Source organism: Streptomyces sp. DH-12 (assembly GCF_002899455.1).
In the GTDB taxonomy this organism is placed as follows: Bacteria; Actinomycetota; Actinomycetes; order Streptomycetales; family Streptomycetaceae; genus Streptomyces.
The window spans coordinates 4,283,402-4,304,413 of sequence record NZ_PPFB01000001.1 but is presented as its reverse complement, the minus strand read 5'-3'; the positions used below and the strand labels follow the sequence as shown (position 1 = coordinate 4,304,413).

At 72.9% G+C, this 21,012-nt stretch carries 17 protein-coding genes and 1 pseudogene; 11 read left to right on the top strand and 7 right to left on the bottom strand.

All coding sequences use genetic code 11. The features are described 5' to 3' along the window. Positions 1 to 17: 17 nt before the first annotated feature. On the bottom strand, positions 18 to 1,469 hold the full coding sequence (locus tag C1708_RS18335) for an NCS2 family permease (RefSeq protein WP_106413691.1): 1,452 nt from the start codon (positions 1,467 to 1,469) through the stop codon (positions 18 to 20). 220 nt (positions 1,470 to 1,689) lie between these two features. Here C1708_RS18335 and C1708_RS18330 point away from each other — a divergent pair, with 220 nt between their 5' ends. Both C1708_RS18330 and C1708_RS18325 read left to right on the top strand, forming a co-directional pair. Further along, complete coding sequence (locus tag C1708_RS18330; protein ID WP_106413690.1) at positions 1,690 to 1,983, top strand: DUF2530 domain-containing protein; 294 nt, start codon at positions 1,690 to 1,692, stop codon at positions 1,981 to 1,983. Between the two features lie 142 nt (positions 1,984 to 2,125). Beyond that, positions 2,126 to 4,525: a cation-translocating P-type ATPase gene (locus tag C1708_RS18325; RefSeq protein WP_106413689.1), complete on the top strand. Its 2,400-nt coding sequence runs from the start codon at positions 2,126 to 2,128 to the stop codon at positions 4,523 to 4,525. 64 nt (positions 4,526 to 4,589) lie between these two features. On the opposite strand, the gene C1708_RS18320 is transcribed toward C1708_RS18325, so the two are convergent. Then, positions 4,590 to 5,345, bottom strand: coding sequence for a hypothetical protein (locus C1708_RS18320; protein WP_031024212.1), 756 nt, complete (start codon positions 5,343 to 5,345; stop codon positions 4,590 to 4,592). Between the two features lie 244 nt (positions 5,346 to 5,589). Here C1708_RS18320 and nhaA point away from each other — a divergent pair, with 244 nt between their 5' ends. Further along, positions 5,590 to 7,494 (top strand): Na+/H+ antiporter NhaA, encoded by a 1,905-nt coding sequence (nhaA, locus tag C1708_RS18315; protein WP_198602528.1) that lies wholly within the window; start codon positions 5,590 to 5,592, stop codon positions 7,492 to 7,494. Positions 7,495 to 7,621: 127 nt separating this feature from the next. On the opposite strand, the gene C1708_RS18310 is transcribed toward nhaA, so the two are convergent. Continuing rightward, on the bottom strand, positions 7,622 to 10,744 hold the full coding sequence (locus C1708_RS18310) for a sacsin N-terminal ATP-binding-like domain-containing protein (RefSeq protein WP_106413688.1): 3,123 nt from the start codon (positions 10,742 to 10,744) through the stop codon (positions 7,622 to 7,624). A 98-nt stretch (positions 10,745 to 10,842) separates the two neighbouring features. Here C1708_RS18310 and C1708_RS18305 point away from each other — a divergent pair, with 98 nt between their 5' ends. Then, complete coding sequence (locus C1708_RS18305) at positions 10,843 to 12,105, top strand: SLC13 family permease (RefSeq protein WP_198602527.1); 1,263 nt, start codon at positions 10,843 to 10,845, stop codon at positions 12,103 to 12,105. Between the two features lie 340 nt (positions 12,106 to 12,445). Beyond that, the gene (locus C1708_RS18300) at positions 12,446 to 13,120 is read left to right on the top strand and encodes a M23 family metallopeptidase (protein WP_106413687.1); all 675 of its coding nucleotides are present in this window, start codon (positions 12,446 to 12,448) and stop codon (positions 13,118 to 13,120) included. Positions 13,121 to 13,226: 106 nt separating this feature from the next. Here C1708_RS18300 and C1708_RS18295 read toward each other — a convergent pair whose 3' ends face one another. Together C1708_RS18295 and C1708_RS18290 are read right to left on the bottom strand one after the other, a co-directional pair. Beyond that, complete coding sequence (locus C1708_RS18295) at positions 13,227 to 13,436, bottom strand: DUF397 domain-containing protein (protein WP_106413686.1); 210 nt, start codon at positions 13,434 to 13,436, stop codon at positions 13,227 to 13,229. Beyond that, entirely contained in the window at positions 13,433 to 14,311 is an 879-nt protein-coding gene (locus tag C1708_RS18290; protein ID WP_106413685.1) for a helix-turn-helix domain-containing protein, read from the bottom strand. Before C1708_RS18290 ends, C1708_RS18295 begins: the two co-directional genes overlap by 4 nt. 150 nt (positions 14,312 to 14,461) lie before the next feature. Here C1708_RS18290 and C1708_RS18285 point away from each other — a divergent pair, with 150 nt between their 5' ends. Together C1708_RS18285 and C1708_RS35105 are read left to right on the top strand one after the other, a co-directional pair. Further along, positions 14,462 to 14,959 (top strand): ATP-binding protein, encoded by a 498-nt coding sequence (locus C1708_RS18285; protein ID WP_106413684.1) that lies wholly within the window; start codon positions 14,462 to 14,464, stop codon positions 14,957 to 14,959. Between the two features lie 162 nt (positions 14,960 to 15,121). Beyond that, positions 15,122 to 15,457 (top strand): annotated as a pseudogene (locus C1708_RS35105) (hypothetical protein); the annotation flags it as partial. Between the two features lie 219 nt (positions 15,458 to 15,676). On the opposite strand, the gene C1708_RS18275 reads toward C1708_RS35105, so the two are convergent. Then, positions 15,677 to 16,603: a DUF3027 domain-containing protein gene (locus C1708_RS18275; RefSeq protein ID WP_106413683.1), complete on the bottom strand. Its 927-nt coding sequence runs from the start codon at positions 16,601 to 16,603 to the stop codon at positions 15,677 to 15,679. A gap of 333 nt (positions 16,604 to 16,936) precedes the next feature. On the opposite strand from C1708_RS18275, the gene C1708_RS18270 reads away from it, so the two are divergent. From C1708_RS18270 to C1708_RS18255, 4 genes are all read left to right on the top strand, one after another. Continuing rightward, on the top strand, positions 16,937 to 18,367 hold the full coding sequence (locus C1708_RS18270) for an MFS transporter (RefSeq protein ID WP_106413682.1): 1,431 nt from the start codon (positions 16,937 to 16,939) through the stop codon (positions 18,365 to 18,367). A gap of 176 nt (positions 18,368 to 18,543) precedes the next feature. Next, positions 18,544 to 19,002: a DUF2771 domain-containing protein gene (locus tag C1708_RS18265; RefSeq protein WP_106413681.1), complete on the top strand. Its 459-nt coding sequence runs from the start codon at positions 18,544 to 18,546 to the stop codon at positions 19,000 to 19,002. 23 nt (positions 19,003 to 19,025) lie between these two features. Continuing rightward, positions 19,026 to 19,724, top strand: coding sequence for a futalosine hydrolase (locus tag C1708_RS18260; protein WP_106413680.1), 699 nt, complete (start codon positions 19,026 to 19,028; stop codon positions 19,722 to 19,724). Beyond that, positions 19,711 to 20,568: a 1,4-dihydroxy-6-naphtoate synthase gene (locus C1708_RS18255; RefSeq protein WP_106413679.1), complete on the top strand. Its 858-nt coding sequence runs from the start codon at positions 19,711 to 19,713 to the stop codon at positions 20,566 to 20,568. Before C1708_RS18260 ends, C1708_RS18255 begins: the two co-directional genes overlap by 14 nt. Before the next feature lie 18 nt (positions 20,569 to 20,586). Here C1708_RS18255 and C1708_RS18250 read toward each other — a convergent pair whose 3' ends face one another. Beyond that, complete coding sequence (locus C1708_RS18250; RefSeq protein WP_106413678.1) at positions 20,587 to 20,970, bottom strand: cold-shock protein; 384 nt, start codon at positions 20,968 to 20,970, stop codon at positions 20,587 to 20,589. Positions 20,971 to 21,012 lie beyond the last annotated feature (42 nt).

Genomic DNA, 21,012 nt, shown 5'->3' with positions numbered 1-21,012 from the left:
CGCTCCCCCGGCGTGGATCAGGTCAGGCCCAGCGCCGGCATCAGGTAGTAGAAGGCGAAGACCGCCGCCACCACGTACATCGCCGGCGGGACCTCCCGGCCGCGGCCGGCCGCGAGGCGCAGCGCGACGAAGGTCAGGAAGCCCATCCCGATGCCGTTGGTGATCGAGTAGGTGAACGGCATCATCACCATCGTCACGAAGGCGGGGATGGCGATGGTGTGGTCGGCCCAGTCGATCTCCTTGATCCCGTTGGCCAGGATCAGGAAGCCGACCGCGAGCAGCGCCGGGGTGGCCGCCTGGGACGGGACCATGGTGGCGACCGGTGTCAGGAAGAGCGCCACGGCGAACAGGCCGCCGGTGACGACGTTGGCGAAGCCGGTCCGCGCGCCCTCGCCGACGCCGGCGGTGGACTCCACGAACGCGGTGGTGGCGGAGGCGGAGCTGGCCCCGCCCGCGGCGACCGCGACGCCGTCGATGAACAGCACCTTGTTGATGCCCGGCATCTGGCCCTCGCCGTCGGTGAGCTTGGCCTCGTCCGAGACGCCCATGATCGTGCCCATCGCGTCGAAGAAGCACGACAGCAGCACGGTGAAGACGAACAGGACGCCGGTCAGCACGCCGACCTTGGAGAATCCGCCGAACAGGCTGACCTGGCCGATCAGGCCGAAGTCGGGGGTGGCGACCGGGTTGCCGGGCCACTCGGGCGAGGTGAGGCCCCAGGACGGCACGTCGGCGACGGCGTGGATGACGACCGCGACGACGGTCATCACGACGATCGAGATGAGGATCGCGCCGGGCACCTTGCGCACGATCAGCGCCAGCGTGAGCAGCGCGCCGAGCACGAACACCAGGACCGGCCAGCCGTTGAGGTGGCCGTCGGCGCCGAGCTGGAGCGGGACGGTGGTCTGGGCGGCGTCCGGCATGCGGGAGACGAAGCCGGAGTCGACCAGCCCGATCAGCATGATGAACAGGCCGATGCCGATGGCGATGGCCTTGCGCAGGCCGTAGGGCACGGCGTTCATCACGCGCTCGCGCAGGCCGGTGGCGACCAGGAGCATCACCACGAAACCGGCCAGCACCACCATGCCCATGGCGTCGGGCCAGGACATGCGGGGCGCGAGCTGGAGCGCGACCACCGAGTTCACGCCGAGGCCGGCGGCCAGGGCGATCGGGACGTTGCCGATGACGCCCATGAGCAGCGTGGTGAACGCCGCGGTCAGGGCGGTCGCGGTGACCAGCTGGCCGTTGTCCAGCTGGTTGCCGTACACGTCTTTCGCGCTGCCCAGGATGATCGGGTTCAGCACGATGATGTAGGCCATCGCGAAGAAGGTGGCGAAACCGCCGCGGATCTCGCGCGGCAGCGTGCTGCCGCGCTCGGAGATCCGGAAGTAGCGGTCGAGGGCGCCGGACGCGGCACCGGACCCCGGCTGCTCGGGGACGGGCGCCTTGGCGGGGGCCGACGTGGACATGGGCAGGGACCTCATCACCGGCGGGCTCCCCCCGGAGCCGGGCCTTTGGTGTTTTCTACGAAGGAAAGCGGTCAGAAGCAAACGGATTCAGTATGAACATATAACGTCGCGGACTCCATCTGCGCGCGTAGACCGCCGACGGCCGGTGTGATTCCCGCTCCATCTCCGGGCCGTCCGGTGCGGGGCGTCGCCCCGCCGGCGCTCCTCGTAAGCTGTCCGCATGGCGAAGTGGACCCCCAAACACGAGGCGCCGGAGCCCCTGGAGGGCCCCGTGGTCGCCACCATCACCGGCGGCACCGTCCTCTGGTTCGTCCTCTTCCTGGCGCAGCTCCCGTTCTACGGCTGGTTCGACGAGCACGGACACACCTGGTGGGTGTGGACCTGCCTGGCCGGCGGCGGCCTCGGCCTCATCGGCATCTGGTACGTCCGCAGGCGCGACGCCGCGATCAAGCGGGCGCAGGCCGAGAAGTCCGGCGCCCAGCCCGGCCGCGGCCCGGCCGCGCGCACCGACTGATTCCGGCCGACCGGCCCCCTCCGACACGGAGCTGACGCGGCCACCCCGGCAGTGGGACCCCGGTACGACGGCCGTCCTCCCCTGGTCGGATCTTCCCCGCCCCGGTGGGTACGGCACATGATCCGCACGTACTGTCGATTCCATGACGCATCTCGACGCGGGCGACCGGACCGATGCCGTCCGGCCCGCCACGGCCACGTCGCCGGTGACCGGACTGACCTCGGCGGAAGTGGCCGAGCGGGTGGCGCGCGGACAGGTCAACGACGTACCCGTGCGCAGCAGCCGGTCGATCACGGAGATCGTCCGCGCGAACGTCCTCACCCGGTTCAACGCGATCATCGGCGTGCTCTGGGTGATCATGCTGATCGTCGCGCCGTTCCAGGACAGCCTGTTCGGCTATGTGATCCTCGCCAACACCGGCATCGGGATCGTCCAGGAGTGGCGGGCGAAGAAGACGCTGGACTCGCTCGCGCTGATCGGCGAGGTGCGGCCGACCGTGCGCCGGGACGGGGCGTCCGCCGAGATCGGCACCTCCGAGATCGTGCTGGACGACCTCATCGAGACCGGCCCGGGGGACAAGGTCGTCGTCGACGGAGTGGTCGTCGAGGCGGACGGCCTGGAGATCGACGAGTCGCTGCTCACCGGTGAGGCCGACCCGGTGGTGAAGCGGCCCGGGGACCGGGTGATGTCCGGCAGCTTCGTCGTCGCGGGCGGCGGCTCCTTCCAGGCGACCCGGGTGGGCCGCGAGGCCTACGCGGCGCAGCTCGCCGAGGAGGCGTCCCGCTTCACCCTGGTCCACTCCGAACTGCGCAGCGGCATCTCCACCATCCTCAAGTACGTCACGTGGATGATGGTGCCGACCGCGGTCGGCCTGGTCATCAGCCAGCTCGTGGTCAAGGACAACGAGCTGAAGAACTCCATCGCCCGGACGGTCGGCGGGATCGTGCCGATGGTGCCCGAGGGACTGGTGCTGCTCACCTCCGTCGCCTTCGCGATCGGGGTGATCCGGCTGGGCCGCAAGCAGTGCCTGGTGCAGGAGCTGCCCGCGATCGAGGGCCTGGCCCGCGTCGACACGGTGTGCCTGGACAAGACCGGCACGCTCACCGAGGGCGGCATGGACGTCACCGAGCTGCGGGTGCTGGGCGACGCCGACGAGAGGTACGTGCGGAAGGTGCTCGGCGAGCTGGGCTCGGCGGACCCCCGTCCGAACGCCTCCCTGCAGGCGATCATCGAGGCGTACCCGGACGCCACCGACTGGCGGCTCACCGACACGCTGCCCTTCTCCTCGGCCCGCAAGTACAGCGGCGCGACCCTCGACGAGGGCGACGGCCGGCCCGTCACCTGGCTGCTCGGGGCGCCGGACGTGCTGCTCGGCCACGACGACCCGGCGCTGGCCGAGACCGAGCGGATGAACCGCGAGGGCCTGCGGGTGCTGCTGCTGGCCCGCGCCCGGGAGGGCGTGGACGTCGACGACCCGGCCGCCGTGGACGGCGTACGGGCGGTGGCGCTGGTGGTGCTGGAGCAGCGGCTGCGGCCCGACGCCGCCGACACCCTGCGCTACTTCGCGGAGCAGGACGTCCGGGCCAAGGTGATCTCCGGTGACAACGCGGTGTCGGTCGGGGCGGTCGCCGCCAAGCTGGGCCTGTCCGGCACGGCGGTGGACGCGCGCCGGCTGCCCGCCGAGCCGGAGGCCATGGCCGGCGAGCTGGAGGCGGGCACGGTCTTCGGGCGGGTCACCCCCCAGCAGAAGCGGACCATGGTGGGCGCGCTCCAGTCGAAGGGCCACACGGTCGCGATGACCGGCGACGGCGTGAACGACGTGCTGGCGCTGAAGGACGCGGACATCGGCGTGGCGATGGGCTCCGGCTCGGAGGCCACCCGGGCGGTGGCGCAGATCGTGCTGCTGAACAACAGCTTCGCCACGCTGCCGTCGGTGGTGGCCGAGGGCCGCCGGGTGATCGGCAACATCACGCGGGTCGCCACGCTGTTCCTGGTGAAGACGGTGTACTCGGTGCTGCTGGCGGTGCTGGTGGTGCTGTCGCAGGTGGAGTACCCGTTCCTGCCGCGCCACCTGACCCTGCTGTCCACGCTGACCATCGGCGTCCCCGCCTTCTTCCTCGCCCTCGCCCCCAACAAGGAGCGGGCACGACCGCACTTCGTCCGGCGGGTCATGCGGTACGCGATCCCGGGCGGGGTGCTGGCCGCGCTGGCCACCTTCGCCACGTACCTGCTGGCCCGCAACCACTACAGCGGCTCGGGCGCGCTGGGCGCGGAGACCAGCGCGGCGACGCTGACGCTGTTCCTGATCTCCCTGTGGGTGCTGGCGATCATCGCCCGCCCCTACACCTGGTGGCGGATCGCCCTGGTCGCCACGATGGCCGGCGGCTTCCTCCTGGTCCTCGCGGTTCCCTGGCTGCAGGAGTTCTTCGCCCTGCGCCTGGTCGGCATGACGATGCCGTGGCTGGCGGTCGGCATCGCGGCGGTCACGGCGGTGGTCCTGGAGGTCCTGTGGCGGTGGGTGGACCGCAGGTTCCCGGTCTGACCGGGCCCCGGGCGTCCCGCGCCGCCCCCCTCCGCGGGGTGCGGGACGCCCGGCGCGCTGCCGCCTACTTCACGTCGACGAAGTCGGCCGCGGACGTGACGGCCGCGGAGATCGAGTTGCCCGCGTAGACGTAGCGGTAGTAGCCGTCGACGGAGGCCTTGACGGTCGTCCTCAGGTCGCCCTTGGAGTTGGTCTTGACCGTCTTGAGCGTGGTGTACGTCTTGGCGCTCTTCTTGCGGAACTGCAGCTGCACCGACTGGCCGGTGTAGTTGCCGTACTTGAGCGTCTCCCAGTTGACCCGGGTGAGCTTGCCCGTGACGGTGAGCGTCCTGCCCTTCTTCACCGGCTCGGGGGTGGCGTTGGCCGTGAGCTTGGTCGCCCGCTGGAACTTGAAGGAGCCGGACTTCTGCTTCCAGACGAAGTCGCCGTCCCTGGCGTCGATCCACGCGTCGACGTACCAGGTGCCGGCGTTGGCGTTGGTGAGGTAGTCGGTCCGCGGGTCCACGAGCACGGACGCGGTGCAGGTCGAGGTGGTGGAGCTCGCGGCCTTGCACACCGGCCTGCCGGTGGAGAGCAGACCGAGGTCCGGGCCGTACAGGTCGAACGCGTCGGCACTCAGGATGCCGGAGTTGTCGACGGCGGTGACGCTGACCTTGATGCTCTTGGCCGTGGCGCCGACGGTCACCTTGTTGTCGCCGTCGACGACCACCTTGGTGATTCTGGTGTCGCCGTACCCGCCGTCGGCCTGGGCGGCCGGGACGGCGAGGGCGGACAGGGCCAGGGCGCCGGAGACGGCGGCCACGGTGGCACGCATGCGCATGTGTGTTCCCCACGGATGGACAGGGATCCGGCGCCCGCCGTGGAGTACACGCGGCTCGGCGGGCGCCGGATCCGGATGATCGCGGAGTCTGATGACTCGTCCGATGAGATCCGCCACTCGTGTGAATGGTTGTGCGGATCATGGAGATTTGATGAAGAAGCAACTTCCGCAATCGGGCGTTATGCCCGGTATGTGGGTGACCATGGGAGTCTGCCGCCGCAGGTGATCGGAGACGGAAGACCTCATGAAGCTGCTGCCCCGGAAGAAGTCCGACGAGTCGCAGACGCGGTCGAGCAGGGGTGAGCTCGCGGCTCAGCTGGCCGCGCCGGTGCGCAGGTTCCTGGCGACCGAGGCGGGCAGCTCCGGGCTGCTGCTCCTCGCGGTGGCGGTCGCCCTGATCTGGTCGAACTCCGCCTGGTCGGAGTCGTACTTCTCGCTGTGGCACACCGAGGCGTCCGTCGCGGTGGGCGCCGCGGAACTGGCGATGGACCTGGGGCACTGGGTCAACGACGGGCTGATGGCGCTGTTCTTCTTCGTCATCGGCCTGGAGGTCCGCTACGAGCTGTCCGTCGGCTCGCTGAACGACCGCCGCCGGATCATGATCCCGGGCCTCGCGGGCGTCGGCGGCATGCTCGTGCCGGTGCTGTTCTACCTCCTGATCGCGCCCGGTTCGGAGGCCGCGGGCGGCTGGGGCATCGTCATCGGCACCGACACGGCGTTCCTGCTGGGCGCGCTCGCCGTGGTCGGCCCCCGCTTCGTCACCCAGCTGAGGATCTTCCTGCTGGCCATCACCGTCATCGACGACATCGTCGCGGTCACCGTCATCGGCGTCGTCTACTCCGGGTCGATCCGGGTGCCGGAGCTGCTCGCCGCGCTGGTGCTGGGCGCGGTGCTGTCGGCGCTGTCCCGTTTCGACGTGTGGCGGGCCGTCCCGTACGTGCTGATCGTGCTGGTGATGTGGTACCTGACCCTGAACGCCGGGCTGCACGCGTCCATCGCCGGCATGCTCGGCGGTCTGCTCATCCCCGCGCGCGAGCCGTCCCGTGAGGGCGTCGAGCAGGCGACGCGGCTGTTCCGCGCGTTCCGTCAGTCGCCCCGCGCGGACGTGGGGAAGACCGCGCGCAAGGGGCTGCAGAAGGCTGTCTCGGTCAACGAACGCCTCCAGATGTATCTGCACCCCTGGTCCAGCTATGTCGTCGTCCCGGTGTTCGCCCTGGCCAACGCGGGCGTCGACCTGCGCGGCGGCGTCCTCACCGACGCGCTGGGCTCCGCGCTCACCTGGGCCGTGGTGGTCGGTCTCGTCGGCGGCAAGTTCATCGGCGTCTGGGGCGGCGCGCGGCTCGGCACCCGGTTCGGTCTGGGCGAACTGCCCGTCGGGGTGGGTCAGGGCCATGTGCTGGGCGGTGCGGCCCTGTCCGGCATCGGGTTCACCGTCTCCCTGCTGATCGCTGGGCTCGCCTTCGACGACGAGCCGGAGCTGCTCGCCCGGGCGACCGTCGGCGTGCTGCTCGCGGCGGTGATCGCCACCCTCGTGGGCTGGCTGGTGTTCCGGCTCTCCACCATGCTGGGCGGCAAGCAGGACGCCGACCTGCCCCGCTACCTGGACCGGCTGGTCGACCCGGAGACGGACCACATCCTCGGCCCCGTCGACGCGCCGCTCACGCTGGTGGAGTACGGCGACTTCGAGTGTCCCTTCTGCGCCCGCGCCACCGGCGTCACCAAGGAACTGCGGAACCGCTTCGGCGACCGCTTCCGCTACGTCTTCCGGCACCTCCCGCTCCCCGACGTCCACCCGCACGCCGAGCTGGCCGCGCGGGCGGCGGTCGCCGCGGACGCCCAGGGCCGCTTCTGGGACATGCACGACCTGCTGTACCGGCACCAGGACGAGATGGAGTACGAGGACACCGTCGTCTACGCCATCGATCTGGGCCTAGACATGGAGAAGTTCCTGCGGGACCTCGAGTCCGACTGGGCGGCCGAACGGGTCCGCCGCGACGCCCGCAGCGCGGAGGCGAGCGGCGTCCAGGGCGCCCCGACGTTCTTCATCGGGAACCGCCGGCACACGGGCCCGTACGACGCGGAGACGCTGGCGCGCGAACTGGAACAGCTCCGGCACGAGGGCTCGGGTGCGACGCCCGCGGAGTCGTGACCGCCCCCGGGCTCCGCCCCGGACCCCGCTCCCCGCACGCCGGAGGGGCTCACTTCAGCCCCTCCGGCGTGCGGGGAGGAGGCCCGCCGGGGCCGGCAAGGGCATCCGGGCGGCGGGGCGGAACCCCTCAGTCGAACCAGCGGTCCCGGGCCAGTTCCTCCGTCCGTGACGGATCCTCCAGCAGCGCCGCCACCTCGAACCGCCGCGGCCACTGCCCCGCCGCCCAGGCGAGACCCGCGGCGACGCCCTCCAGCGTCGCCGCGTGCAGCACCCCGTCGTCGGTGAGGCGCCAGTCGATCTCCACTCCGTCCACGACGAGCTCCTCGTGCTCGACGTAGGACGCCGGGGTTCGCGGGCCCAGCAGGACCCGCACCGGCTCCGGCACCTCGTGCTCCGTGCCCTCGGAGTCCACGCGGCCGGTGACGGACTCGCTGAGCCGCCGCACCTGGAACAGCTCCGCCAATTCGGCGGCCCGCGCCGGGCGGACCGGGAGCAGGGGTACGCCGGAGGTGAACGGCAGCAGGTCGGGCGAGTCGACGACCACCGCCTCGGAGGCGTCCACCACCTCCACCCGCCCGTCGACCACCGCGCGCAGGTCGTCCGGCAGGGTCACCTGCTCGGGGTCCAGCTCGGCCAGCGCCCCGTACAGCCCGTGCAGCTGGGCCGCCGTGACCGGCCGGCCGGGGTCGGCGAGGCGTTCCAGCAGTTCGGCCGCCCCGCCCGGCTCGTCCAGCAGCGCGGCGACCGACGTGCGCACGCCCAGTGCCCGCAGCACCTGCTCGTCGTCGAAGCCGGTCGCGTCGGCCTCGTCGTACAGGCCGCGCAGCAGCGGGTCGCCGCCCGCCGCGCGCAGTCCGGCCGGGCGGCGCCCGCCGAGCACCGGGTGGCCGCGCAGCCACCACGCGGTGTACGGCCGTACGGTCTCGTGGGTGCCGTCGTGGAGCAGGATCCGCACCGGCTCGACCAGCGCGTCCCGCAGCGGGGGCCGGGAGAGCAGGGCGAGCGCCTGCGGCCAGCGGTCGTCGTCCACCAGGTCCAGGTCGCGCACGGCGACGATCTCGGTGGCGACGGGCGGGACGGGCGCGTCGGGGAAGCGGTCGAGGATGTCCTCGGCCCACACGTCGACGGCGTCCAGCAGCCCGGGGTCGTCCGGCTCGGCGTAGTCGCTCTCGCGCGGCTCCAGCTCGTCCGGGTCGAGGACGACGTCGGTGGCGCGCACCAGTGCGAAGTCGACGAGCACCCCGCACGCGGCCAGCGGCTGCTCGCCCCACTTCGCGGCCAGTTCCGCGTCCACGGCGGCCAGTTCGCCCTCCCGCATGACCTGCGCGAAGGGGCCTTGGGGGTGGACGAGTTCGCAGGCCGGGGAGAGTTCGCCGTCCTCGTCGGGCAGGGCGAGCGCGCCCAGCCAGGGCTCGTCGCCGGGCTCCAGGCCCGCCTCCCGCACCAACGTCAGGACGACCTCGGCGAGTTCGTCGGCGTCGAGGGCGTCCTCCTCCCAGTCCACCCCGCCCTCGTCGTCGAGGGACGCGGCGACGGCGGCCCTCACCTGCGGGGTGGTGAGCACGGCGCGCGGGGTCGCGGGCAGCGCGCCCAGCTTCTCCAGGAGCGGGTGGGCCGCGTCCGGGTGGGCGACCTTCAGGCCGAGCCGGGCCAGCAGCTCGGCGTCGAGGGCCGCGTCCGGGGTGGGCAGCAGCACCTGCCGGGGGCCGATCGTCGTGCGCCTGTCGGCCAGCGGCACCGGGAGTCCGCTGAGCCGGTCGGGATCGACGCCGGCGAGGCTGTCGTACAGCCGCCGCCACCAGTCGGGGGACTTCTCCAGGCCGGCGAGCCGGTCGACCGCGTCGGTCAGCGGCACCCGCGCGACCCCGAGGGTGCGCAGCTCGGCGCGCCGTTCCAGACCTGCGGGCAGCAGCGTGGGCAGCACCTCCGCCAGCACCCGTACGGTGTCGGCGCCCGCGCCCTCGACGATCTCGGCGTCGCGCGGGCGCAGCGCCTCGGGCAGCCCGGAGTCGTCGTCGGCGACGGGCGCGGCGGCGGGCGGCAGGAAGGCGGTGCGCGGCAGCCGCTCCAGGATGGCCGCGCGCAGGGCGCCGTCCAGTTCGCCCTTGCCGAGCGGACCCGGGACGAGGTCGATGGCGCCCGCGGTCACCGGGCGCCAGTCGGCGAGGAGCCCGGCGTAGGCGTCGGCGGCGCGCTGCACGAGGAAGTCGGTGAGCGGGCCGGGGGCGGCGTGCCGGCGGGTGGAGTCCAGCGGCAGGGAGGCGATGAGCAGGGCGGGCACGCCGAGCGGCTCGTCGCTGGGGGTGGGCGCGTGCACCACGGGGGCGGTACGCGGCCGGGCGGGTGCGCCGTCGGGGCCGACGGGGACGGCCCAGGTGACCGACCAGTGCGGGCGCAGCCGCTCCTCGACGGGGCGGTCGGCGAGCAGGTCGGGGGTGAGGGCGCCGTGCGCGGCGGCGGTGCGCCAGCGGGTGACGCCGTCGCGGGAGTCGGTGACCACGGTCAGGTCGCCGTCGGCGCTCCGGCTCAGCGTGCGGGGCGCGTCGTCCCCGGTCTCGACGACGACCTCCTCCAGGCCGGGCAGGGCGAGCAGCAGGGCGTCGTCGACGGCGTGCAGCAGCCGCTCGGCGAGATCGGCGGCGGCGGTGTCGCGCAGCGGCAGGATGACGGCCGTGTCGTACGGATCGGGGGCGGTGCCCTCGGCGGGGAAGGGGAGCCGCAGCAGCGGTACGTGTCCGTCGCGGCGGCGGATCTCGTCGCCGAGGCCGGGGCTGTGCCCGGCGGTGTCCCGGGCGAGGTCCCGCGCCTCGGCGAGCGACCAGCGCACCCCGCCGTGCCGGCCGACGACGGCGGGCTCGTCGGTGACGGCGAGCACCGCGGCGAAGCCGACGCCGAACCGTCCGACGGCCCGGTCGGGGGTGTCCCGCTTGGCGGAGGCGCGCAGGGTGGACAGCGACTCGACGCCGGCCGCGTCCAGCGGGGCGCCGGTGTTCGCGGCGACCAGCACCCCGTCGCGCAGGGTGAGCCGGAGGCGGCCGGGCACGCCGGCCCGGGCGGCGTCGGCGGCGTTCTGCGCGAGCTCGACGACGAGCCGGTCCCGGTAGCCGCCGAGGACGAGGTCCTCCTCGGCGTTGGCGTCCTCACGGAAACGGGCGGGACTGGTGGCCCAGGCGTCCAGGACCCCGCGCCGCAGACGCGCCGTGCCGAACGGGTCGGCACCTTCGGTGGCGGGCCGCACGAACTTGCTCACGTTGACTCTCCTCATCGGGCCCTGATCTGCGTGAGGTCGAAGGTACCGCTCCGCGACACCACGGGGACGCGGTGTCCGGGGCGCACCGCGCCCTGTGGATGATCAGCACTGTGCTGCTCGAAACGCTGTCCGTCGCCGCGCTGGCCGTGGTGCTGGTGTGTGCCGTCGTCCGTCCCTTCCGCTGGCCGGAGGCGGTGTTCGCGGTGCCCGCCGCCGGGGTCGTGGCCGCGACGGGCGCGATCACCACGGACGCGGTGCGGGAGGAGGCCGAGCGGCTCGGCCCGGTGATCGGTTTCCTCGCCGCCGTCCTGGTGCTCGCCAAGCTGTGCGACGAGGAGGGCCTCTTCCACGCCTGCGGGAGCTGGATGGCCCGCTGGTCGCGGCACCGGCCGCGCCGACTCCTCGGCGCGGTCTTCGCGCTCGCCTCGCTGATCACGGCGGCGCTCAGCCTGGACGCGACGGTGGTGCTGCTGACGCCGGTGGTGTTCGCGACCGCGACCCGCATGGGCGCGCGCCCCGCCCCGCACGTGTACGCGACCGCGCACCTGTCGAACACGGCGTCCCTGCTGCTGCCGGTGTCGAACCTGACGAACCTGCTCGCCTTCGCCGCCACCGGCCTGACCTTCACCCGCTTCGCGCTGCTGATGCTGCTGCCGTGGCTGGCGGCGATCGCCGTGGAGTACGTGGTCTTCCGCCGCTTCTTCGCCGCCGACCTCGCGGCGGAGCCGGCCGCGCCGGGCACGGCGGACGAGCCGGTGGAGGTGCCGCTCTTCGCGCTGGTCACGGTGGCGGCCACGCTCGCCGGGTTCGCCGTGGCGTCCGCGGTGGGCGTCGACCCGACGTGGGCGGCGGCGGCCGGGGCGGCCGTGATGGCGGTACGGGCCCTGACCCGCCGCCGCACCAGCGTCGTACGGCTGCTGCGCGCCGTCGACCTGCCGTTCCTGGCGTTCGTGCTGGCCCTGGGCGTGGTCGTCCGGGCGGTCCTGGACCACGGCCTCGGCGACGCGCTCGACGCGCTCCTGCCCGACGGCACGGGCCTGCTCCCCCTGCTGGCCGTCGCCGGTCTCGCGGCCCTGCTGGCCAACCTGATCAACAACCTGCCCGCCGTGCTCGCCCTGGTCCCGCTGGCCGCGCCGTCCGGCCCCGGCGCGGTCCTCGCGGTCCTGCTCGGCGTGAACATCGGCCCCAACCTCACCTACGCGGGGTCCCTCGCCACCCTGTTGTGGCGCCGCATCGCCCACCACCACGACCACGAGGTGAGCCTGGTGCGCTTCACCCTCCTCGGGCTGGCCACGGTCCCGGCGGCGCTCGTGGCGTCGACGGCGGCCCTGTGGCTGTCGCTGGAGCTGCTCGGCACCTGAGGCCGGGGGAATCGCCGGAGACCCACGCCACATTCATGGGGGGCGCCCGGTGACATGCTCCACAGGGCCCGCTGGGTGTACTACGCGGAATAGTGAAGAAATGCCCGATTTGAAATCGGACATTTGCCGCACACGGCTGATCGATCAGCTTGAAATGGGGGGTTTCGCCCCGTACAGGGCGCTCCGTCAAGAGACGTACATCTCACCCGGTATCTACGGCTTTGCATCGTAGGTCACACCTTTGCGGCTTTTGAGCGGTGGCGGTTACCAAGGAACAGCCAGCGCGGCACGGACCCGTTCCGCCGATGGCATCCCCCGCCCCCTCCCCCATGAGGTTTCGATGTTCGAGCGCGTCATCTCCCGCTTCCCCCGTACGACCGCCACCCGCACCCGCGCCGCCGTCCTGGCCGCCGGTCTGGGCTCCACGGCCGTCCTGGGAGCCGGGGTCGCGGTCGCCGCCTCCGGCACCTCCGCCGCGTCCGCCACCGCCCCCGCGGTCCAGACGCAGGCCGCCGCACCGGCCGAGGCCGCGAAGACGCAGGCCGTGAAGGCCTCCACGGTGAAGAAGGCGACCGAGGCCGCCAAGAAGTCCACCGCGTCCTGGGTCTCCCCGGTCAAGAACTACAGGCTGTCCGCGAGCTTCGCGCAGAACGGCGGCATGTGGGCCTCCAAGCACTCCGGCCAGGACTACGCCGTCCCGACCGGCACCCCGGTCGTCGCCGCCCACGGCGGCACGGTCGTGAAGGCCGGCGGCAACGGCGCCGGCGACGGCCCCGCGTACGGCAACGCCGTCGTGATCAAGCACGGCAGCCAGACGTACTCCCAGTACGCCCACCTGTCCTCGGTGAACGTGAAGGTCGGCCAGGTCGTCAAGACCGGCCAGAAGATCGCCCTGTCCGGCAACACCGGCAACTCCAGCGGTCCCCACCTGCACTTCGAGATCCGCACCACCCCGAACTACGGCTCCGCCGTCAACCCGGCGACCTTCCTGCGCGCCCACGGCGTCACTGTCTGACGCAGGCCCGCAGCCTCCCGCTCACGACCCCCGAGACCGGCCCCAGGCCGCCTCGGGGGTCGTCGTGCGTTCAGCGGAGGGGATGCCCTGCCGACGCGGTGCCGGGTCAGGCCTCGGATACGTACGGGACGAACTGCGCCCACGCGTCCGAGGCGAAGGCGAGGCGAGGCCCCGTGGCGTTCTTCGAGTCGCGGACGTGGACGGTGCCGGGGGTGAGTGCGAGTTCGACGCAGGAGTTGCCGTCGTTGCCACCGCTGTGGCTGCTCTTGAACCATGCCAGCTCAGAGGCGTCCCCGGCGATGGTCTTGCGGATCATGTTTCTCCCAGCAGTTGTTCGATGAAGGCCATTGACTCGCGTGGAGAGAGTGCTTGGGCCCGGATCGTGCCATACCGCAGCTCAAGAATGCGCAGTTGCCTCGGATCGGAGGTCGGCCGACCGCTGAAGGCTCCGTCGGAGCGCCCTACCGCCGTACCGTCCGCGAACTTCAGCAGTTCGATCCTGCCGTCCATCCCGGAGTGGGTCTCGCAGTTCATCGGCATCACTTGAAGCACGACGTTGTGCAACCGCCCCACCTCCAACAAACGCTCAAGCTGCTGACGCCAAGCCATCTTCCCCCCGATGGGGCGGCGCAGAACCCCCTCTTCCAAGACGAAGCTGAGGGCCGGGGCCGGGTCACGCTCGAACACCGTCTGCCGAGCCAGGCGAGCGGCCACCATGCGCTCCACATCATCCGGCGAGTACGGAGGCTGCGCGGCCCCGATCACAGCTCGCGCATGCTCCGGCGTCTGCAACAACCCAGCGACGATGTTGCACTCGTACAGCCCGATCTCGACCGCCTTCGCCTCCATCTTCCCCAGCTCCCGCACCCTCTTCGGGTACCGGACCTTCTTCACGTCCTCCCAGGTCGCCGCGATGAGGCCGCCCGCGTTCAGGACCTCGTCCGCCTTGTCCAGGAACTCCTGGCGGGGGATCCGCTTGCCGCCCTCGATCTTGTAGACCATGTCCTCGCCGTACCCGACGACCCGGCCGAACTCGGCGGCCCGCATCCCCGCCGCCTCGCGCCGCAGCTTCAGTTGCCGTCCGACCGTCGTGATGACCGCGACGCCCCACTCGTCGTCCGGGTCCACCTCCCAACCGGGCTCGTCCGCCTCTTCCTTGAGCCGACCCGCCCCCGCCTCGACCGCCGTCATGCCGCACCTCTCCCTCGGAACCGTCCGTGACGCACCCGGCGCCTCACCCGTACCAACCGTCGGCACATCCACGACAGCACCGGACAACCACCGGACAGTGACCGTACGCATGCGCTGGGTCACGCTCCACGGTAGGCGGATCCGGCCACGCTGGGTGATGTGAATCAGCGAACTGCCGAACCCGCCGCCTCCATCAGGAACTTCAGCGTGCTGCTGTCCGCCACCCCGCGCAGTGCCCGCCTCGCCCGTCTCCTCACGGACGCCCACCTCCGCGACTGGGGATACGAATCGGAGGCCGCACGCCACGTCGTGGCCGAGCTGGCCGCCAACGCCGTCACCCACGGCCGCGTGCCGGGCCGGGACTTCCGTCTTCGGTTCCACGTGGTGGACCACACGCTCCGTATCGAGGTCACCGACGCCCGGGGCGACCACGTGCCCCGGCGCCGACCGGCCTCCCCCGACGCCGAGTCGGGCCGCGGCCTGTGCCTCGTCGACGCACTCGCGGACCGCTGGGGCGTGTCCGAGGACCGTTTTCCGCGCAAGACCGTCTGGGCCGAACTGCGGCTCACACCGCCGGAGTCCGGGGAGAAGGAGCACCACCAAGCCCCGCCTCTCCCGTCCGAGGCACGCGATCACTCGGGCGGGTGAACATCACCGGCTCAGTCGGATTTTCGAACCTCGGACGCCTCTACGCTCAGCGCACACGGCCGAAAGGACCCCGGCACCCGCCGGAACGGCTGACGGGCCCCCACTGCCGCGACTGTCGAACGACCGCACCACTCACCCGACGAGCGGGAGAAAGACGCTGCGATGTCCGTGCACGAGCACCCCGGCCACCCTGGACGCCCCGAACACACCCCCGACGCCCTCCGGGCCGCGCTCGCCGTCGTCGCCCCGGAACGCCTGCCCGAGATGCAGCGGGCGAAGGACCAGGCCTTCGCCAGGGCCGTGGAGCGGCAGCCCCTCAGCCCGGTGCGGAGCTGGGTCCTGGCCTGGGCGCGGGACATCGAGATCGCCCGCCGCCCCGGCCTCCCCACCCGTCACGCCCGCGCCCGGAGCGACCCGGAACACGAGGACGGCGCGACCGCCCGGGAGGCGCTGCGAGAGCTGAGCGCCGTCCTGGACGAGGCGATGAAGGCAATACGCGCTCGAGCTGGACCTGGGAGTACGCCTTCGGCGCGGAGGAGGCTGCCCGCGCCGCCCCACCCGCCTTCTCGCCGAGGTCGGGCGATCCCGACGTGCTGCGCCACTGGCTCACCCGTGCCGTCACCGTCTCCGGATCCGAGGACGTCTTCGGCGGCCCCTGACCGCACGAGCGCGGCGAGGGGCGGCACGCCTCCGAAGCGGGCCGCCCTCGGGTGACAACTACGAGTGCCCCAGCTCCGCCGACGACGCGTCCTCCGTGGCCGGGACCGAACCGGAGTCCGGGGACGGGCGGAGGGGGAAGGGGTCGACGCGGGTCTCGTCGATGACCGGCGGGGCCGGCTGCGGGGGCTTCGGCATGACCGCCGCCTCCGAGTGGCCGCCGCAGCCGTAGGCGAGGGAGACGACCCGGCCGTCGGCCGGGGAGAACTCGTTGGCGCACACGCCGAACGCCTGGCCCAGCGAGCCGCCGATCGGGGCGAGGAAACCGCAGGACACGCAGGAGGCGGGGGCCGCCTGCGCCATCGGGGTCTTCGCGCCGAACGCCTCCTCCCAACGGTCGGCGGCGGCGTGCAGCCCGTAGCGGGAGAGGACGCGGGCGCGGCGCATGCCCAGTTCCTCGGCGACCGCGGCGATCGAGCCGCGGGACGGGGCGACGGTCTGCTCGGCCGGGGCGCCGCCGGTGACCTCGGCGTCCTCGGCCTCCGCGATGCCGGCCAGGTCCTCGGTCAGCGCGGAGTTCGGCGGCGGCTCGTCCTCGCCGGTGTAGCCGGGCTCCAGGCGCAGGTCGTCGGCCTCGGTGGGCAGCAGGTCTCCGGGGCCCAGGTCGCCGGGGCGCAGCCGCTCGCTCCACGGCACCCACTCGGGCGCGAGGACGGCGTCGGGGCCGGGCAGCAGGACGGCCTCGTCCACCGTGACGATCTTGGCGCGGGAGGCGCGGGCCACGGTGACGGCCCACCGCCAGCCGCGGTAGCCGAGCTCGCGGCACCCGAAGAAGTGCGTGACGACGCGGTCGCCCTCGGAGACCATCCCCTCGTGCTCGCCGACGACCCCGGGCGCGGCGGCCTCCTCGGCTGCGGCGCGGGCGAGGTCGACGGCCTCGGCGCACAGACGGTCGGGGGTGCGGCTTCGCGTTGTCGCTGCGCTCACAGGTATCGCTTCTCTCCTACGCCGTCTCACGAGTGCGCCACTCCCAGCGCGGGGGGCGGACGGAGCGGACCGGGGGACCGCGTCGACGTCCGCGCCGCATCGTGCTCGGGCGCGCCACCATCCATTCTGCGGGATGGCTGAGATACGCACGCTACCTGCTCGCGTGCGCTGGGCCTACACCGACGGTTGTTACGGAACGGCGCGCGCCGGTTTCCCGGGCGGGCGGCGGCCTCCCGCGACGCCCCGGCGCGTTCGGCCGTACCGCGGAACCCGGCAGGGCACGTCCCTGGTGTTACGGCACTACCTTCCGCCATCTCGGGGCACTATGACGTCGTGGCTACCGCGCGCACACCCCAGGGCGCCACCGGAACCGGTGGGCCCGCGGGGAACAAGGAACGCGGCCGGCGCCTCGGCACGGTCCGGGCGGGCGGCCGCCTTCGCACGTTCGGCCGGGCTCTGCACTTCCCGGTGACCAGAACCGCCCGCGGCATCCGCAAGGCGACCCACGCGCACGGCGCCGGCGAGTCCGGCCTGGGCAAGCTGATCGAACTGCACGGGGTGAACGGCGCCGGCGACGTGATGATCACGGTGGCCCTGGCGTCCACCGTGTTCTTCTCCGTCCCCACCGACGAGGCGCGCGGGCGGGTCGCCCTGTACCTGGCCATCACGATGGCGCCGTTCACGCTGCTCGCCCCGGTCGTCGGCCCGCTGCTCGACAAGCTCCCGCACGGCCGCCGGGCCGCGATGGCGGGCGCGATGCTCGCCCGTGCGCTGCTCGCGCTGGTGCTGTCCGGCGCGGTGGTCAGCGGCGGCCTGGAGCTGTACCCGGCCGCGCTGGGCGTGCTGGTGGCGTCCAAGGCGTACGGGGTGGTCAGAAGCGCGGTCGTGCCACGGCTGCTGCCGCCCGCCTTCTCCCTGGTGAAGGCGAACTCACGGGTGACCCTCGGCGGGCTGCTCGCCACCGGCATCGCGGCGCCGATCGGCGCGGGCCTCCAGCAGATCGGGCCGCGCTGGCCGCTGTACGGGGCGTTCGTGCTCTTCGTGACGGGCATGCTCCTGTCGTTCCGGCTGCCGCCGAAGGTGGACTCCGCCAAGGGCGAGGACACCGCGCTGCTCGCCGCCGACGAGCAGCATCTGCACGGCCCGCACCGCAGGACGGAGAAGCCCGGGCTGCGCACCGTCGGCCCGGCGGTCACCCACGCGCTGGCCGCCAACGCCTCCATCCGCTGCCTCACCGGCTTCCTCATCTTCTTCCTGGCGTTCCTGCTGCGCGAGCACCCGATGACCGGGCAGAGCGCGGCGGTGTCGCTGGGCATCGTCGGCGTGGCGGCCGGCGCGGGCAACGCGCTCGGCACGGCCGTCGGCGCGGGCCTGCGGTCCCGCGCGCCGGAGATCATCATCGTGACGGTGGTGGCGGCGGTGCTGGGGGCCGCGGTCACGGCGGCGGTGTTCTTCGGCGCGGTGCTGGTGGCGTGCCTCGCGGCGGTCGCCGGGTTCGCGCAGGCACTCGCCAAGCTGTCGCTGGACGCGCTGATCCAGCGGGACGTGCCCGAACAGGTGCGGACGTCCGCGTTCGCCCGGTCGGAGACGCTGCTCCAGATGGCGTGGGTGCTGGGCGGCGCGATCGGCATCGCGATGCCGCTGATCGGCACGCTGGGGCTCGCGGTGGGCGCGGCGATCGTCGGCACGGGCTGGCTGACGACCGTCCGCGGGCTGCTCCGTTCGGCCCGCCAGGGGCACGCGGGAAGCCCGCGGGTGGTGTGAGGCGGGACCGCACCGGACATCCGTGAGCGACAGGGCACGGGACCGCACCGCACCCCCGCGAGTGGCGTAAGGCGGGGCCACGCCGCACCCCACGTGGGGAGCGGGGCACACCTGCCCGATAGCCTTCCGCCATGACCACGTTGCCCCGCGGCGCAGCCGCTAAGACACACCGCGCTGTGCGACGCCGCCGTGCCGTCGCCGCCGCCGGCGCCGTATCCGCAGGACTGCTCGTCCTGACCGCCTGCGACAAGCCGACGGCGATCTCCACCATCACGGTGGGCAGCGACTCGGTGAGCTCCGAGGCGACCTGCGGTGGCGAGGGCAAGGCCCTGACCACCGAGTCCCTCAACAAGTGCCTCCAGGACAAGGGCATCGACGAGATCAAGGTCGACCCCACCAAGACCGTGCGCTTCGGTGTCGACCCGGAGATCGCCGACAACAGCTGGACGATCCTGCTGAACGGTCAGCCGCTCGTCGAGCCCATGAAGAAGAAGACCTACCAGACCATTCCGGCCAGCGTGTTCTTCAACGCCCAGTACGGCGCCCAGGGCGACTCGACCCTGGTGTCGATCAAGGAGGGCGAGGACGAGGCCACGGGTCTGTGGTCCTTCCGCCTGAAGAAGGACGAGGACTGATCACGTCCCTCGCACGCGTCCTCGTGGCCACCGCGGTCCCCGCCGAGCGGGACGCGGTGGCCCAGGCGTTCCCGGGCCCGGTGCGGGAGCGGAAGCTGCCCGGCGCGGTCGTGCACGCGGTCGCCGGCGGGCCCGGCCTGCTCGCCGCCGGGGTCGGCCCGGCGCTCGCCGCCGCGTCCACGGCCGTCGCGCTGACCGCCGCCGCCCTGGACGGCCGCCCCTACGCCCTCGTCGTCTGCGCCGGGATCGGCGGCGGCTTCGCGCCGCACGCGCCCCTCGGGTCCCTCGTCGTCGCCGACGCGATCACCGCGGCCGATCTCGGCGCCGAGACGGCCGACGGATTCCTGCCGGTCACCGAGCTCGGCTTCGGCACCGTCACCCACCGTCCGCCCGCGCCCCTGGTGGAGGCGGCCGCCGCCGCGTCCGGGGCGCGCACCGGCACCGTCCTCACCGTGTCCACGGTGACCGGCACCGCCGCCCGCGCCGCCGCGCTGCGCGCCCGGCACCCGGACGCCCTCGCCGAGGGCATGGAGGGCTTCGGCGTCGCCGAGGCCGCCGCCGCCCAGGGGGTGCCCGTGCTCGAGGTGCGGGCGGTGTCGAACCCCGTCGGCCCCCGCGACCGCGCCGCCTGGCGCATCGGCGACGCCCTGGCCGCCCTCACCGCGGGCTTCGGGAAGCTCGCACCCGTATTGGAGAGTTGGAACCGGCATGACCACCGTTGAGCAGCAGCGGCTGCGCATCGCCTACTCGCCCTGCCCGAACGACACCTTCGTCTTCGACGCCCTCGCCCACGGCCGCGTCCCCGGCGCGCCCGCCCTCGACGTCACCTTCGCCGACATCGACCTCACCAACGGCATGGCCGAGCGCGGCGAACTGGACGTGCTGAAGGTGTCGTACGCGGTGCTGCCGTACGTGCTCGACACGTACGCGCTGCTGCCCTGCGGGGGCGCGCTGGGGCGGGGCTGCGGGCCGCTGGTGCTGACCCGTGAGGCCGGAACGGACCTCACCGGGCGCACGGTCGCGGTGCCGAGCGAGAAGTCGACGGCGTACCTGCTGTTCCGGCTGTGGGCGGCGGACGTGGTGCCCGGGAAGGTCGGGAAGATCGTGGTGATGCCGTTCCACGAGATCATGCCCGCCGTGCGGGACGGGAAGGTCGACGCCGGTCTCGTCATCCACGAGGCGCGCTTCACGTATCAGGACTACGGGCTGCACAAGCTCGCGGACATGGGCGAGCACTGGGAGGACACCACCGGGCTGCCGATCCCGCTGGGCGCGATCCTCGCCCGGCGCTCGCTCGGCGAGGAGACGCTGACCCGGCTCGCGGACGCGATCCGCGCGTCCGTGCGGGCGGCCTGGGACGACCCGGAGGTCTCCCGCCCGTACGTGATGGAACACGCCCAGGAGATGGACCCGGCCGTCGCCGACCAGCACATCGGGCTGTACGTCAACGAGTTCACCGCCGACCTCGGCGAGGACGGCTACGCGGCCGTGCGCGGGCTGCTCACCCGCGCGGCGGCCGAGGGGCTGGTGCCGCCCCTCGGCCCGGACGCGCTGCGGTTCCCGTAGGACGGGCGGCCCGGCGCCTCAGACGTCGAGCTGGTCGGCGACCGCGCGGAGCAGTCCGGCGATCTTCTTGCCGGCCGCGCGGTCGGGGTAGCGGCCCCGCTCCAGCGACGGCGTGATGTTCTCCAGCAGCGTCGTGAGGTCCTGCACGATCGAGGCCAGCTCGTCGGGCTTCTTGCGCTGGGCGGCCGCGACCGAGGGGGTCGGGTCCAGAAGGGTCAGGGAGAGGGCCTGGTCGCCGCGCTGCCCGGCGACCACGCCGAACTCCACGCGCTGGCCCGGCTTCAGGGCCTCGACTCCGGCGGGGAGGACCGAGGAATGCACGAAGACGTCGCCGCCGTCGTCACGGGAGAGAAAGCCGAAGCCCTTCTCGATATTGAACCACTTGACTTTGCCGGTGGGCACGTCTGTCCTCGTCCTCGTACTCGTCGGGAAACTGCATCGGAA